Annotated in this window: 11 protein-coding genes; 2 read left to right on the top strand and 9 right to left on the bottom strand. The window is 62.5% G+C overall.

From position 1 onward, the window contains the following. Positions 1–7: 7 nt before the first annotated feature. From ILFOPFJJ_RS15365 to ILFOPFJJ_RS15325, 9 genes are all read right to left on the bottom strand, one after another. On the bottom strand, positions 8–646 hold the full coding sequence (locus ILFOPFJJ_RS15365) for a TetR family transcriptional regulator (protein ID WP_173511369.1): 639 nt from the start codon (positions 644–646) through the stop codon (positions 8–10). A gap of 256 nt (positions 647–902) precedes the next feature. Next, complete coding sequence (locus ILFOPFJJ_RS15360; RefSeq protein WP_173511368.1) at positions 903–4064, bottom strand: multidrug efflux RND transporter permease subunit; 3162 nt, start codon at positions 4062–4064, stop codon at positions 903–905. A 10-nt stretch (positions 4065–4074) separates the two neighbouring features. Then, entirely contained in the window at positions 4075–5277 is a 1203-nt protein-coding gene (locus tag ILFOPFJJ_RS15355) for an efflux RND transporter periplasmic adaptor subunit (RefSeq protein ID WP_246299617.1), read from the bottom strand. A gap of 416 nt (positions 5278–5693) precedes the next feature. Then, a complete protein-coding gene (locus ILFOPFJJ_RS15350) occupies positions 5694–6704 on the bottom strand; it encodes an ABC transporter ATP-binding protein (protein WP_173511366.1) in 1011 nt (336 codons plus the stop codon). Positions 6705–6720: 16 nt separating this feature from the next. Next, complete coding sequence (locus ILFOPFJJ_RS15345; protein ID WP_173511365.1) at positions 6721–7785, bottom strand: Gfo/Idh/MocA family protein; 1065 nt, start codon at positions 7783–7785, stop codon at positions 6721–6723. Beyond that, complete coding sequence (locus ILFOPFJJ_RS15340) at positions 7782–8621, bottom strand: carbohydrate ABC transporter permease (protein ID WP_173511364.1); 840 nt, start codon at positions 8619–8621, stop codon at positions 7782–7784. The genes ILFOPFJJ_RS15345 and ILFOPFJJ_RS15340 overlap by 4 nt, the downstream gene beginning before the upstream one ends. Before the next feature lie 13 nt (positions 8622–8634). After that, positions 8635–9585: a carbohydrate ABC transporter permease gene (locus tag ILFOPFJJ_RS15335; protein WP_173511363.1), complete on the bottom strand. Its 951-nt coding sequence runs from the start codon at positions 9583–9585 to the stop codon at positions 8635–8637. 419 nt (positions 9586–10004) lie between these two features. After that, positions 10005–11264, bottom strand: coding sequence for an ABC transporter substrate-binding protein (locus ILFOPFJJ_RS15330; protein WP_173511362.1), 1260 nt, complete (start codon positions 11262–11264; stop codon positions 10005–10007). Positions 11265–11316: 52 nt separating this feature from the next. Further along, positions 11317–12216, bottom strand: coding sequence for an N-acetylmuramic acid 6-phosphate etherase (locus ILFOPFJJ_RS15325; protein ID WP_173511361.1), 900 nt, complete (start codon positions 12214–12216; stop codon positions 11317–11319). A 197-nt stretch (positions 12217–12413) separates the two neighbouring features. On the opposite strand from ILFOPFJJ_RS15325, the gene ILFOPFJJ_RS15320 reads away from it, so the two are divergent. After that, positions 12414–13295 (top strand): glucosamine kinase nucleotide-binding domain-containing protein, encoded by an 882-nt coding sequence (locus ILFOPFJJ_RS15320; RefSeq protein ID WP_173511360.1) that lies wholly within the window; start codon positions 12414–12416, stop codon positions 13293–13295. Further along, positions 13292–14056 carry a GntR family transcriptional regulator gene (locus tag ILFOPFJJ_RS15315; protein WP_173511359.1) on the top strand — a complete coding sequence of 255 codons (765 nt, stop codon included), beginning with the start codon at positions 13292–13294 and terminating at the stop codon, positions 14054–14056. Before ILFOPFJJ_RS15320 ends, ILFOPFJJ_RS15315 begins: the two co-directional genes overlap by 4 nt. Positions 14057–14067 lie beyond the last annotated feature (11 nt).

The raw sequence follows: 14067 nt of genomic DNA, 5'->3' as shown, positions 1-14067 counted from the left end.
TGCCCGTCTATTCGGCCGCCTGATCGGCTCCCGTTTGGGGTTGCCGGAAGCTGGCGAAGAGACGCCTCAGCGCTTCGCGTCCTTCTGCCACCAGATCGAAACGGCGGCCGAACAGCAGCCATTCGGTGCACAGCCCCATCATCATCCAGCGCAAGGCGCGTGTGGCGGACGCCGGCGTCCAGCTGACTTGGAGTTGCCCCCGTTCCAGCGCACGCGCGAAGGCGAGTTCGAGCGTTGCGTTGTGGCGGTCATCGATCTCCTTCTGCCGGACGAGCACCGCAGACATGTCATTGTCGTAGTCGCATCTCAGCATGATCGCGAGAATGCGCTGCCGCTGCTCGTCCTTGGCAAGCATGTCCAGCCAATCGCCGGTGGCGCTTTCGACGATCGCGAGCGTGTCGGAGGCTTCGGTTTCGACCTCGCGCGCGACCATGTCTTCCTGCGGCAGCGGCACGGCGTCGTAGAGCGCGAGGAAGAGATCGGTCTTGTTGGCGAAATGCCAGTAGACGGCGCCGCGTGTGACCCCGGCAGCTTTGGCCACCTCCTCGAGCGTCGTATTGGAAACACCCTTGGCGAAAAACATCCGCTCGGCGGCGTTCAATATCCTGCTTCGGGTAGCCTCGGCTTCGGCCTTCGTTCGGCGCATGCATATCTCCCAGATCACGTGATTTTGGGTCGGATCGATCCAAAATCTTAAACGTGATCGATTCCAAGAAGTTAGAGAGCGGGATGCGGGCGGATACTCCTCATTCCGCTCTACAGCGCCGCGCGTCCAATCGGATGCGCCAAGATCGCTGTAGGCTTTGAATTGCTGCATGATTTTGTCCGTAAACCGACTCCCATTTAAGGAATCATGCAGTAGCGCGACGGCCCGCCGGATGAGGCGGGCCGTCGATGGTTGATCACTCGGCAGCTTTGGCGATTTCGGATGCGGTATCTTCTGCCACGGCCGCTTGCGGTGCGGCAGCCGCGCTTTTCCGTCCGAAGATCTTCATGATGAACACGAAGAAGATCGGGACGAAGAAGATCGCCAGCACCGTTGCCGAGATCATGCCGCCCATGACGCCGGTGCCGATGGCGCGCTGGCTGCCGGAGCTTGCACCCGTCGCGATCGCCAGCGGCAGAACGCCGAGGGTGAAGGCGAGCGAGGTCATCAGGATCGGCCGGAAGCGCAAGTGCGCTGCTTCGAGCGTTGCGTCGATCAGCGACTTGCCCTGGTCGCGCAGTTCCTTGGCGAACTCGATGATCAGGATGGCGTTCTTCGCCGAGAGGCCAATGATCGCGATCAGGCCGACCTTGAAGTACACATCGTTCGGCATGTCGCGCATCATGACCGCGAGCACGGCGCCGATAACGCCGAGCGGCACGACCATGATCACCGAGACAGGAATGGACCAGCTCTCATAGAGCGCCGCCAGGCACAGGAAAACGAGCAGGCACGAGAGCGCAATCAAGAGCGGCGCCTGCGAGCCCGACTGAATTTCCTGCAGCGACTGACCGGTCCACTCGTAACCGAAGCCCGCCGGAAGCTGGGCTGCCAACCGTTGCATTTCGGCAATCGCGTCGCCCGAGGAATGGCCGGGAGCGGCTTCGCCGCTGATGCGAACCGCCGGATAGCCGTTGTAGCCCACCGTCTGGGTCGGAGCCTTGATCCACTCGATGCTTGCAAAGGCTGAGAGCGGAACCATGCCGCCGTTCGAGTTGCGAACGTTGAGGTTCAGGAGATCCGCCGTCTGCATTCGCTGGCTCTCGTCCGCCTGCACCGTCACGCGCTGCATGCGGCCGGCATTCGGGAAGTCGTTGACATAGGACGAGCCGAGATTGGTCGAGATCGTCGAGTTGATGTCGGCAAAGGTCACGCCGAAGGTGTTGGCCTTCTCACGATCGATGTTGACGGTGACCTGCGCGGCGTCGGGCATGCCCTCGAAACGGACGCCGGTCAGCACCTTGCTCTGGGAGGCGAGCCCGAGCAACTGGTCGCGTGCCTTCGCAAGGGCTGCTTCGCCGAGACCGCCGCGATCCTGCAGGCGGAAGGAGAAGCCGCCGGTCGTACCGAGGCCCTGGATCGCCGGCGGCGACAGAGCGAAGCTGATCGCGTCCTTGATCTGGCTCATGGCCATCGTCGCGCGGCCGGCGATCGACTGCGCTGCATTGTTCGCGTCACGTTCACTCCAGTCCTTGAGCGTCACGAAGGCAAGGCCCGCATTCTGGCCGGTGCCGAAGAAGGAGAAGCCATTGATCGCAACGATCGTGTCGACGGCCTGCTCCTGGCCGAAGATCTTCTCGGCCTGCTCGATGGCCTCGGTCGTACGGTTCCCGGTCGCTTCCGAAGGCAATTGCATCATGACGATGACAAAGCCCTGGTCCTCGTCCGGCAGGAAGGACGACGGCAGTTGCAGGAAGGCCCAGCCAAGTCCCGCGAGCAGCGCCAGGTAAATGACCATGAAGCGGCCGGTGCGGTGGACGACGCCTCTGACGACGCGGGTATAGCCGTGCGACGTCCGGTCGAAGCTACGGTTGAACCAGCCGAAGAACCCGCGCTTGGCGTGATGATGACCCTTCGGAACCTGCTTCAGGAAGCTCGCGCAGAGCGCGGGTGTCAGCGACAGGGCGAGCAGCGCCGAGAACAGGATCGAGACGACCATGGTCAGGCTGAACTGGCGGTAGATCACGCCGACTGCACCCGGGAAGAAGGCCATCGGGATGAACACGGAAGAGAGCACCAGGGTAATTCCGATCACCGCTCCGGTGATCTGCTTCATCGCCTTGCGGGTGGCTTCCTTCGGCGTCAGTCCCTCTTCCGACATGATGCGCTCGACGTTCTCGACAACGATGATCGCATCGTCGACGAGGATGCCGATCGCCAGCACCATGCCGAACATCGTCAAGACGTTGATCGAGAACCCCATGGCCAGCATGACCGCGCAGGTGCCAAGAAGGGCGATCGGCACGACGATGGTCGGGATGATGGTGTAGCGGACGTTCTGAAGAAACAGGAACATCACCAGGAAGACGAGGCCGACGGCCTCGACCAGGGTATGCAACACCTTCTCGATCGACACCGCGACGAAGGGCGAGGTGTCGTAGGGGATGGAGTATTCCAGCCCCTGCGGGAAGAATTCCGCGAGTTCGTCCATGCGCGCCTTGATCGCGGCCGAGGTCGACATCGCGTTGCCGCTTGGAGAGAGCTGCACGGCGATGGCCGCCGAAGGCTTGCCATTGAGGCGCGTCGAGAAGGAGTAGCTCTCGCCGCCGATCTCGAGCCGCGCAACATCGCGAAGCCGCACGGCGGAGCCGTCGGCATTGGCGCGAAGCACGATGGCGCCGAATTCTTCAGGTGTCGAAAGCTGACCCTTGATGATGACCGGCGCGGCGATCTGCTGCGTGATCGGGTTCGGCTGCGCGCCGATCGAGCCCGAAGCGATCTGGGCGTTCTGCGCCTGGATCGCCGCTGTCACGTCGGCCGCCGTCAGATTGAGGCCGAGCATCTTGTCCGGATCAAGCCAGACTCGCATCGAGCGCTCTGTCGCAAAGAGTTGCGCACGGCCGACGCCGGGGACGCGCTGGATCTCGCTCAGCACGTTGCGGCTCAAATAGTCGCCGAGGCCCGTCGCGTCCAACGACCCGTCGGTCGAGGTGAGCGAGATGATCAGGAGGAAGCCGGAGCCGGCCTCGTCCACCTGCACGCCCTGCTGCCTGACGGAATCGGGCAGGCGCGGCTCGACGCGCTGCACGCGGTTCTGGATGTCCACCGAGGCCTGGCTGGGATCGGTGCCAGGTGCGAAGGTCGCGCTGATTTCGGCCGAGCCGGAAGAGCTCGTCGTCGACTCGAAATAAAGCAGGCCCTCAACGCCGTTCAGTTCATCCTCGATCAGGCGCGTGACGCTCTGATAGGTGTCCTGCGACGAGGCACCGGGGTAGCTCGTGTTGATCGAGATCTGCGGCGGCGCCACGCTCGGATATTGCGATACCGGCAGGAGCGGAATCGCAATGATGCCGGCGAGCATGATGAAGATCGCCACCACCCAGGCAAAGATCGGCCTGTCGATAAAGAAACTGGGCATGTTCAAGCTCTCACTTCGCTTCGGTGGCGGGCTTTTCGCCGGCGGCTTCCGGAGCGCTGGCCTGTTCGGTCGCAGGCTTTGCGTTCGGGTCCCAGTTGGACGGCTGCACGGGCGCGCCCGGGCCAACCTTCTGGAAGCCCTCGACGATTACCTTTTCACCGGCTTTGAGGCCGGAAGTCACTTGCCAGCGGTCGCCGACGGTGCGTCCAAGCGTGATGTTGCGGAATTCGACCTTGTTGTCGGCGCTTACGATGTAGACCTGGGACTGGCCGGCATTGTTGCGCTGGACAGCCTGCTGTGGAACGGTGATCGCATCCTTCTCCAAGCCCTGCTGGATCTGCACGCGCACATACATGCCCGGCAGCAGATCGTTGTTCGGATTGGGGAACTCGCCGCGCAGCGTCACTTGGCCGGTGGTCGCGTCCACGGCAGCTTCGGAGAAGAGCAACTTGCCCTTCAGCGCATAAGGCGTTCCGTCATCGAGGATGAGCTGGACTTCGGCTTCGTTGTCGGAACTCATCATCTGGCCGTCCTTGAGCGCCTTGCGCAGGCGGATGAGGTCGGTCGCGGACTGGGTGAAGTCGGCGTAGATCGGGTCGAGTTGCTGGATCGTCGCGAGGTTCTGCGTGTCCGTCGCACTGACAAGAGCGCCTTCGGTGATCAGCGCCCGACCGATGCGGCCGCTGATCGGCGCGGTAACGTTCGCATATTGCAGGTTGAGTTTCGCCTCGGCGAGACCCGCCTCGGCAATGCCGACATCGGCCTCGGCCTGGGCGAGCGCCGCGATCGCGTCGTCGAATTGCTGCACCGCCGCGAACTGTGCTTCCTTCAGCCGCGACTGCCGATCGGCGGTCCGCTTGGCCTGGTCGGCGACGGCCTGTGCCCGCTTCAGCGTCGCTTCGGCACTGTCGACCTTCACCTGGAAGGGGGCCGGGTCGATCCGGTAGAGCACGTCGCCTTCCTTGACGATCGTGCCCTGCTCGAACACGCGTTCGACGACTATGCCGGAAATCCGCGGCCGAACCTCGGCGATGCGCGTCGCAGTAATGCGGCCCGGCAGTTCGTTGGTGATCGGCAGGGCTTCAGCCACTGTCGTGTAGACGGCCACAGCCGCCGGTGGGAACGCCGGGGCGGCTTGCTGTTCTTCGTTCTTCTGGCAGCCGGCAAGAAAAATCACAGTTGCCAGAGCCGCGGCCAGTGGCGGTCGTTTCATGCGTCGCATCGCAATGTCCATAATCAAGGACCGCCCGCAGCCGGCACTTTGCAGTGTTGCGCGGTCCGAAAGTGAGATGAAGCGGATCCGGTATCGGCGTGGGAACATACCGGGGAGCTAATATACAGACACAAATGTATGTTAATTTCTCCCGCAGTGCAACACCGATTTGGAAATCACACCTGAAGAAGAAAAAAGCCAACAGCTGCAGGCGTTTCGGCCATGCAGCTGCTGGCGATCACGCAGGCGCGATCCTTCGTCGAAGAGTTCCGAGAGCGGATTTCCGCCCCTCATCCCGCTGCCGCGACCTTCTCCCCGCGGGCGGGGAGAAAGGGCTTGCCGCGCCGTTCCAGTCCCCTCTCCCCGCGTGCGGGAAGAGGGCTAGGGTGAGGGGCAGTCACATCGACATCCGGGCCTCACTGCCCGGAATTGATCACGCGAGCGTCCGTGCCGAAGCGGTGCATGCTGCCGATGACCGGCGTCGCATAGACGATATTGTCCTCGGCATACCGGTGTTCACCGAACAGCCGCACCGTGATCGTGCCGACGTTTTCCGTATCGAGATAGACGATCGTGTCGGCGCCGAGATGTTCGACGTGGATGACCTTGCCCTTCCACTCGCCGCTCTCGCGAGAAAGCCCGATATGCTCGGGACGGATTCCGATCGTCTTGGCTTGCGCGTCGCCGAGCCGCTCGCCCTCGATGAAATTCATCTGCGGCGAGCCGATGAAGCCGGCGACGAAGACGTTGGCCGGTCGGTTATAGAGTTCCATCGGCGAACCGACCTGCTCGACCTGGCCGGCGTTCAGAACGACGATCTTGTCGGCGAGCGTCATTGCCTCGACCTGGTCATGGGTGACATAGATCATCGTCGCCTTGAGGCTGCGGTGTAGCCGGGCGATCTCCAACCGCGTGTTGACGCGGAGCGCCGCATCGAGGTTCGACAGCGGCTCGTCGAAGAGGAACAGTTTTGGCTCGCGAACGATCGCGCGGCCGATCGCCACGCGCTGCCGCTGGCCGCCCGAAAGCTCTGCCGGACGGCGTGCGAGATAAGGCTCCAGCGACAGCATGCCGGCCGCCTTTGAAACCTTCTCGTCGATCTCCTTCTTCGGCGCGCCTGCCTGCTTCAAGCCAAGGCCCATGTTGTCCTTGACCGTCAGGTGCGGATAGAGCGCGTAGGACTGGAAGACCATGGCAATGCCGCGCTTGGCCGGAGCGACGTGGCCAACCTCCTCGCCGTCGATCTGCACGCTGCCCGAGGTGGCGTCCTCGAGTCCGGCGATGGTGCGCAACAGCGTCGATTTTCCGCAGCCCGAGGGGCCGACGAAAATGACGAACTCGCCATCCTTCACCTCGAGGTCGATGCCTTTCAGCACCTCATGGCTGCCGAAGGCCTTGCGGATGGATTTGAGCTGCAGTGATCCCACGTGTTGCCCCTCTTGGTTAAAGCTTGACCGGCATGCCGGTGCGCACGCTTTCGTCCGCAGCCAGGCAGATCTTGAGCGATTGCACGGCATCGTCCATGTGGCGGTCGAGATTGATGTTCTCGCTGATGGCCTTGAGCACGAAGGCCTGCTCGCGGTCGCAGAGTTCCTGGTGCCCCGGCTCCCCTTCCATCGTAAGGTCCTCGTCGGACTTAAGGAAGCGGCCGTCCGGGCCGGTCGTTGCGCTGTGGAGGCGAATGACTGCGGTCTTGGTGTGCACGTCGATGTCGTCTGACTTCGCGTCCTGGTCCATGACGATCGACACCGATCCGTTCGGCGAGATCACGTCCTTCACGAAGAAGGCGGTCTCCGAGATCATCGGGCCCCAACCGGCCTCGTACCAGCCGACCGACTTGTCGTCGAAGATCACCTGCAGATGCCCGTAATTGTACATGTCCGGCGCCACCTCGTCGGAGAGGCGCAGGCCCATGCCACGGACCTCGACCGGCCTGGCGTCGGTGATCTGGCACATCACGTCGACATAATGCACGCCGCAGTCGACGATCGGCGGCGTCGTCTGCATCAGCGACTTGTGCGTCGCCCAGGTCGGACCGCTGGATTGCTGGTTCAAGTTCATCCGGAAGACATAAGGGCCACCCAGTTTCCGCGCTTCGGCGATCAGCCGCATCCAGGAGGGATGGTGGCGCAGGATGTAGCCGACCACCAGCTTGCGGCCGTTGGCCCGGGCGCAGGCGACGACACGCTCCGCATCGGCTACAGTCGTGGCGAGCGGCTTTTCGACAAAGACATGCGCGCCCGCTTCCATCGCCATCACGGCATAGTCCGCATGACTGTCGGAATAGGTGTTGATCGAGCAGAGCTCCGGCTTGAGCTCGGCGAGCGCCTCCGAGAAGGACGGCAGGATCTCGTAGCCCGCAAGCGCGTCGGGCAATGCGACCTTCGATCGATTGACCAGACCGGCGATCTCGAAGCCGGGGTTTTGGTGATAGGCGAGCGCGTGGCTGCGCCCCATGTTGCCGAGGCCTGCGCAAAGAACGCGGACCGGGTTGACGGTTGAACTCACTTGACTGCTCCTGCCGTGATGCCGCGGATCAGTTGCCGCGAGAAGATGACGTAGAGGACGAGGACCGGGAAGATCGCCAGAGACAGCGCGGACAAGACCGCGTTCCAGTTGGTCACGAACTGCCCGATGAAGATCTGCGAGCCGAGCGTCACCGTTTTCGTCGTCTCCGCCGGTGCGAGGATCAGCGGGAACCAGAGATCGTTCCAGATCGGGATCATGGTGAAGACGGCGACCGTCGCCATGGCCGGGCGAACCAGCGGCAGCACCAGCCGGAAGAAGATCGCGTATTCCGAAAGCCCGTCGATGCGTCCGGCATTCTTGAGGTCATCCGATACGGTGCGCATGAATTCGGAAAGGATGAAGACGGCAAGCGGCAGGCCCTGCGCCGTGTAGACGAGAATGAGTGCCGTCAGCGTGTTGACAAGGCCGGTTGCGACCATGCCCTGCAGGATGGCGACGGTGCCGAGGCGGATCGGGATCATGATGCCGAGCGCCAGATAGAGTCCCATCATGGCATTGCCTCGAAAGCGGTATTCGGACAGTGCGAAGGCGGCCATGGCGCCGAAGAGCAGGACGAGCGCGATCGAGACGACCGTGACGATGGTGCTGTTCTGGAAATAGCCGACGAAGTCACCCTGTTTCAAAACCGTCTCGTAGCCGATCAGGCTGAAGGTTTCGGGTGTCGGGATCGCCAAGGGCTCGCGGAAAATCGCGTTGCGGCTCTTGAACGAGTTGACGATCGTCAAAAATACCGGAAACAGCGCGACGAGCGTGTAGGCGATAAGCGCGATGTGAACGCCGGCAGTCCGGCCAAGGGAGGCGCGTGCTTTCGACATTTCGGATCCTCCCTTAGAACTGGTAGCGGCGCATGCGGCGCTGGATGACGAAGAGGTAGAGCGAGACGCCGGCGAGAATGATCAGGAACATGATCGCCGCGATGGTCGCGCCCATCGATCGGTCGCCGAGCTGGAGCTGGAAACCGAAGAAGGTGCGGTAGAGCAGGGTGCCGAGAATGTCCGTCGACTTGTCCGGGCCGGCAAGCGCGCCCTGCACCGTGTAGATCAGGTCGAAGGCGTTGAAATTGCCGACGAAGGTCAGGATCGAGACGATGCCGATCGCCGGCAGGATCAAGGGCAGCTTGATCTTCCAGAACTGGCTCCAGCCCGTGACGCCGTCGCATTCCGCAGCCTCGATGACCTCGTCGGGAATGTTGAGCAGCGCGGCGTAGATCAGCATCATCGGGATGCCGATATATTGCCAGACGGAGATCAGAGAGACCGCGATCAGAGCGGAATCGGGCTTGCCGAGCCATGGCGCGAACAGCCACTTCAGGCCGACGACATCCAGCAGGGAAGGGGCCACACCCCAGATCGGCGAAAGAATGAGCTTCCAGATGAAGCCGACGATGACGAAGGATAAGAGCGTCGGCAGGAAGATGGCCGTGCGATAGAAGGCGCTGAAGCGCAGCTTCGGGATCGACAGCATGGCGGCGAGCGCAATGCCGATCGGGTTCTGCACGGCCATGTGGATCAGGAAGAAGACGAAATTGTTCTTGAGCGCGTTCCAGAAATCCGCCGCCCAGCGTGGGTCGCCGAAGAGCACCTTGAAATTGCCTAAGCCCACGAAGGTGTACTGGCCTTCGACCGTGTTGAAGAACGATTGCCGCAGCGTCTCGATCAGCGGCAGGATCATCACCGCGGTGTAGACGATCAGGGCCGGCAGCAGGAACACGAGGATATGCCAGCGCCGGGGACGCTTGATCTCGCTGATGTTCGTCGTTTTAGTGTCGCTTGCGTTCATCGGCCTCTGGCCCGCTCTCAACTGGCTGGCCGCTATTGGCACAGCTCCGATTTCGTCCGAAATGCAGCGCGCCCGCATGACGCGCCAGGACGTCCCGGTCCCTTGATTCAGGCTATCCCTTCACGTTCGGCGATCTTGCCCGAACGCGGGATGTCCCGGTCATGATCGGTTCGCCCCTTGCGCCTCTCCAATGGAGCGTGGCGCGAGCCCAGCTGGGCCGAGCATGAAGGTGTGGCGCAGGCGAAGCACCACCATGACATGGGAAAATGCCAGCTAAGCCGGGCTCCCTGGTCCCTTCACATCCGGCTTCGCACCGGACATCCAAACACAAATACGGCGTCCTTCACAGCGCACGAGGGAAATTTCGTGCGAGGAGAAAGGGCGCGCTACCGCGCGGGGATCGCGCGCCCTTTCCATGATTATTTGACGGGCTTGAACCAGCTGTCGAGGCCGTCCTGAAGCTTCTTGGCGGCCACTTCGGGCGTGTCGGTGCCGTTGATGACATTGGCCGATTCGACCCAGGTCTCGTTCTCGAGGTTCGGCGTACCGCGCGCCAGGATCTGATAGGTCGAACGGATCGTCGGCTTGCACTTTTCGCGCCAGGAGACGAATTCCTGGGCGAGCGGATCGGTCATCTTCACCGGCGTCGAGTTCAGGCTGAAGAAGCCCGGCAGCGCATTTGCGTAGATTTCCGCGAATTCCGGCGAAGCGACCCAGGTGAGGAAGGTCTTGCCAGCTTCGGCGTTCGGGCTCTTGGCGTTCAGGCCGATGCCGATATCGGTATGGTCGGAGATGTAGCAGGTGTCTCCGGCCTTCTTCACCGGCGGCGGGAAAGCGCCCATCTTGAATTGCGCCTGGGTGTTGAAGCCGGAGATTTCCCACGAACCGGCCGGATAGATCGCCGCGCGGCCGAGCGTGAAGAGGTTCTGGCTGTCCGGGTAGGTCTGGGCCTCGAAGCCGTCACCCAGATAGTCCTTCCACTTGGCGAGAACGCGGTAGGGCTCGACCCAGGGCTCGTCAGTCAGCTTCTGCTCGCCCTTGATCAGCGCCAGGCGGCCTTCCTCACCCTTCCAGTAGGTCGGGCCGATGTTCTGGTAGCCCATGGTCGCGGCTTCCCAGAGGTCCTTGGTGCCCATCGCCATCGGGATATAGTTGCCGTCGGCTTTGATCTTCTCCAGAACGGCAAAGAACTCTTCCTCGGTCGTCGGAACCGAAAGGCCGAGTTGGTCGAAGGCGTCCTTGTTGTAGATGAAGCCGTGGATGACCGAAGCCATGGGCACGCAGAAGGTTGCCTTGCCATCGTCGGTCGACCAGGCAGACTTCGCCACGTCGGAGAAGTTCTCCATGCCCGGCAAGCTGGTCAGGTCGGCGAGGTGCTTCTTGTTGAAGAGTTCGAGCGAAGTGTCGAACGGGCGGCAGGTGATGAGGTCGCCGGCGGATCCGGCGTCGAGCTTGGCGTTCAAGGCTGCGTTATATTCGGTCGGAGCGGAGGGCGAGAAGACGACCTTGATGCCAGGATTCTTTGCCTCGAAGGCGGGGATGAGCTTCTCCTGCCAGATCGCCAGGTCATCGTTGCGCCAGCTCTCGATCGTCAGCGTCACGTCCTGGGCCTGGGCAAGCCCGGCCGAGCCGAGGATGCTCGAGGCGAGCAGCAAGCCTTTCATTGTTGTGCGGGTCATGCATGTTCTCCCTTTTTATAGGCGCCGCCAAGGCGCGGTTTGGATCCCAGTTTTATCGATGCGAGACGATTTCGATCGCCCGCCGCAAGTTCTGATTGGCGCTTTTGAGCGCGGCTTCGGCGGCGGCGACATCCTCGGCCCCGGAAGCGAGCAGGATCGCGACCTTGACCGAACCCGACGCCGCCTTGATCAGCCGGCCTGCCTCGGCGGCGCTGATGCCGGTGATGTCGCAGACGATGCGCATCGCACGCCCTTGCAGCTTGATATTGTCTGCCCGCAGGTTGACCATGTGCCCGTCGAGCACATGGCCGAGATGAATGCCGACCAGCGTAGAAAACATGTTGAAGGCGATCTTCTGCGCCGTACCGGCGCCCATACGTGTCGAGCCGGATACGACTTCCGGCGGCGTTTGTAAGAGGATCGAGACGTCGGCGCCCTTGAAGAGCGGCGCGGCGGCATTGTTGGCAATCGCGATGACTTTTGCGCCGCGCTTCTTCGCCTCGTCGGCGGCAGCGAGCGCATAAGGCGTGGAGCCGCTGGCGGAGACGGAAATGAGGCAGTCACCGGCAGTAACTCCGGAATTGCGCACATCCGCACGCGCAAGGTCCATGTCGTCTTCATAGCCGCCAGCGAGATCGGCGAGACTTGCCGCGCCGCCAGCGAGAAGAATGATGATCTGTTCCTGCGGAATGCCGTAGGTTCCCGGCAGTTCGAGCGCGTCCGCCATGGCCATCAGACCCGAACTTCCCGCACCCGCATAGGCGAGCCGCCCGCCGGCGGAAAGGACTTGCGCCGCAAGCGCTGCTGCGGCCGAGATCTGCTCGATCGATGCATCGACCGATTTCGCCGCCGCCTGCTGACCGGAGGCGAGCAGGCGAAGTGCCAGCGCCGGATGCATCACATCCAGGCCCTTGGCGTTGTCGTGGCGCTGTTCGGTCTTCGCTGACGGCATGCGCTTTGTCTCCTCTTCGTGAATTAATGCCAAAAAAATACCAATTGTCTAGGAGAATTTTAATTTTTGTGGCTTGGACCAGCGAATGCTGAAAAAATTCGCGGAAAAACAACGGTTTATTTCAAATGTTAGCTGCTTGAAGAAATCTTGCTTGGTTATTGGTCTTTTTTTGGTATCTTGTCGATGCGGAGGTGCCCATGACGTTTTATCTGATCGGAATCGATGGTGGCGGAACGAGCTGCCGCGCAGCCGTGGCCGCGCCGGACGGCCGAATTCTCGGTCGCGGAAAGTCTGGTGCCGCAAACATTCTGACCGATCCGGAGACAGCGCTCGCGAATATAGCAGGGGCCTCGCGGGCTGCCTTTGAAGATGCCGGCCTTGATCCGGCCGGGATCGCAAATGCAAGCGCAATCGTCGGCGTCGCGGGCCACAATGTCGGCGATGCTGTGCATTATGTGAAGCGGCGCCTCCCCTTTGCGGTGGCGGAAATCGAGTCCGATGGACTGATCGCGCTCCAGGGCGCGCTCGGCGGCAAGGACGGCGCAGTCGCCATTCTCGGAACCGGCACCATCTACATCGCGCGCAATGGCGAGGCCGTGAGCTATGTCGGCGGCTGGGGCTTCACGATCGGCGATCATGGCAGCGGTGCGCGCATCGGTCATGCGCTGCTGCAGGAAAGCCTGCTCGCCTTCGACGGCATTCACGAGGGCTCGCCGGTAACCGATTCCGTTATGGCGGAATTCAACAACGATCCGAGGGATGTGGTCGACTTTGCGCGACTTGCCAAGCCCGGCGAATTCGGACGCTACGCCCCGCGTGTCTTCGAACACGCGGAACGCGGCGATGCCGTGGCTCTGCGCTTGCTGAAGGCCGCCGCGACCACGGTCGACGAGGCGCTCGACGTGGTTGTATCGAGAGGAAGCGAGCGGCTCTGCCTGCTTGGCGGCTTGGCACCGCTTTATCGTCGGTGGCTTGCCGAGCGCCACCAGAAGCACTTTGTCGAAGCGGAGGCGGATGCCTTGACCGGAGCAGTGGCGCTGGCCGCTGCGCGTTTCGGTTCCAAGGAGGTTGGCGCATGACCCAGCAACTCGCCGCCATTCTGCCGTTGGAAGGCCTGCAATCGGGCGGGGCAGGTCCACTCTATCTGAAGCTCAGGCAGTCGCTCGAGGAGGCGATCCTCTCCGGCAAGCTCAACCATGGAGATGCGCTGCCGCCAGAGAGGGATCTCGCAGACTATGCCAATATCAGCCGGGTGACCGTGCGCAAGGCGGTCGATGACCTTGTCCGCGATGGGCTGCTTGTACGCCGCCATGGCTCCGGTACCTTCGTCGTCAGGCCTGTCTCCCGCGTCGAGCAGTCGCTGTCGAGGCTCACCTCCTTTACCGAGGACATGGCACGGCGCGGCCTCAATACGCGGGCGGAATGGCTGGAGCGCGGGCTGTTCCACCCGTCGCCCGACGAAATGATGACCCTCGGTCTTCCGGCCGATGCGCTGGTTACGCGTCTCGGCCGCCTTCGCATCGCCGACGACATGCCGCTGGCGATCGAGCGCGCGAGCGTCTCGGCGGAATTCCTGCCGGATCCGCTGGCCGTCACCTCGTCGCTCTATGCCGCGCTCGACGAGACCCGTGCCCGGCCGGTACGAGCGGTGCAGCGCATCTCCGCCTGCAATATCAAGGATCCCGACGCGTCGATGCTGGGCGTCGCCGTCGGCGCCGCCGGCCTTTCCATCGAGCGAGTCTCTTATCTCGCCTCGGGGCGTGTCGTTGAATTCACCCGTTCGCTCTATCGGGGCGACGCCTATGATTTTGTCGCGGAACTGACCCTTTCGGAGTCTTGACCGCGACGCGA

It is taken from the genome of Sinorhizobium psoraleae, assembly GCF_013283645.1.
Lineage (GTDB): Bacteria > Pseudomonadota > Alphaproteobacteria > Rhizobiales > Rhizobiaceae > Sinorhizobium > Sinorhizobium psoraleae.
The sequence above is the reverse complement of the archived record's forward strand: the minus strand, read 5'-3'. Positions and strand labels throughout refer to the sequence as shown.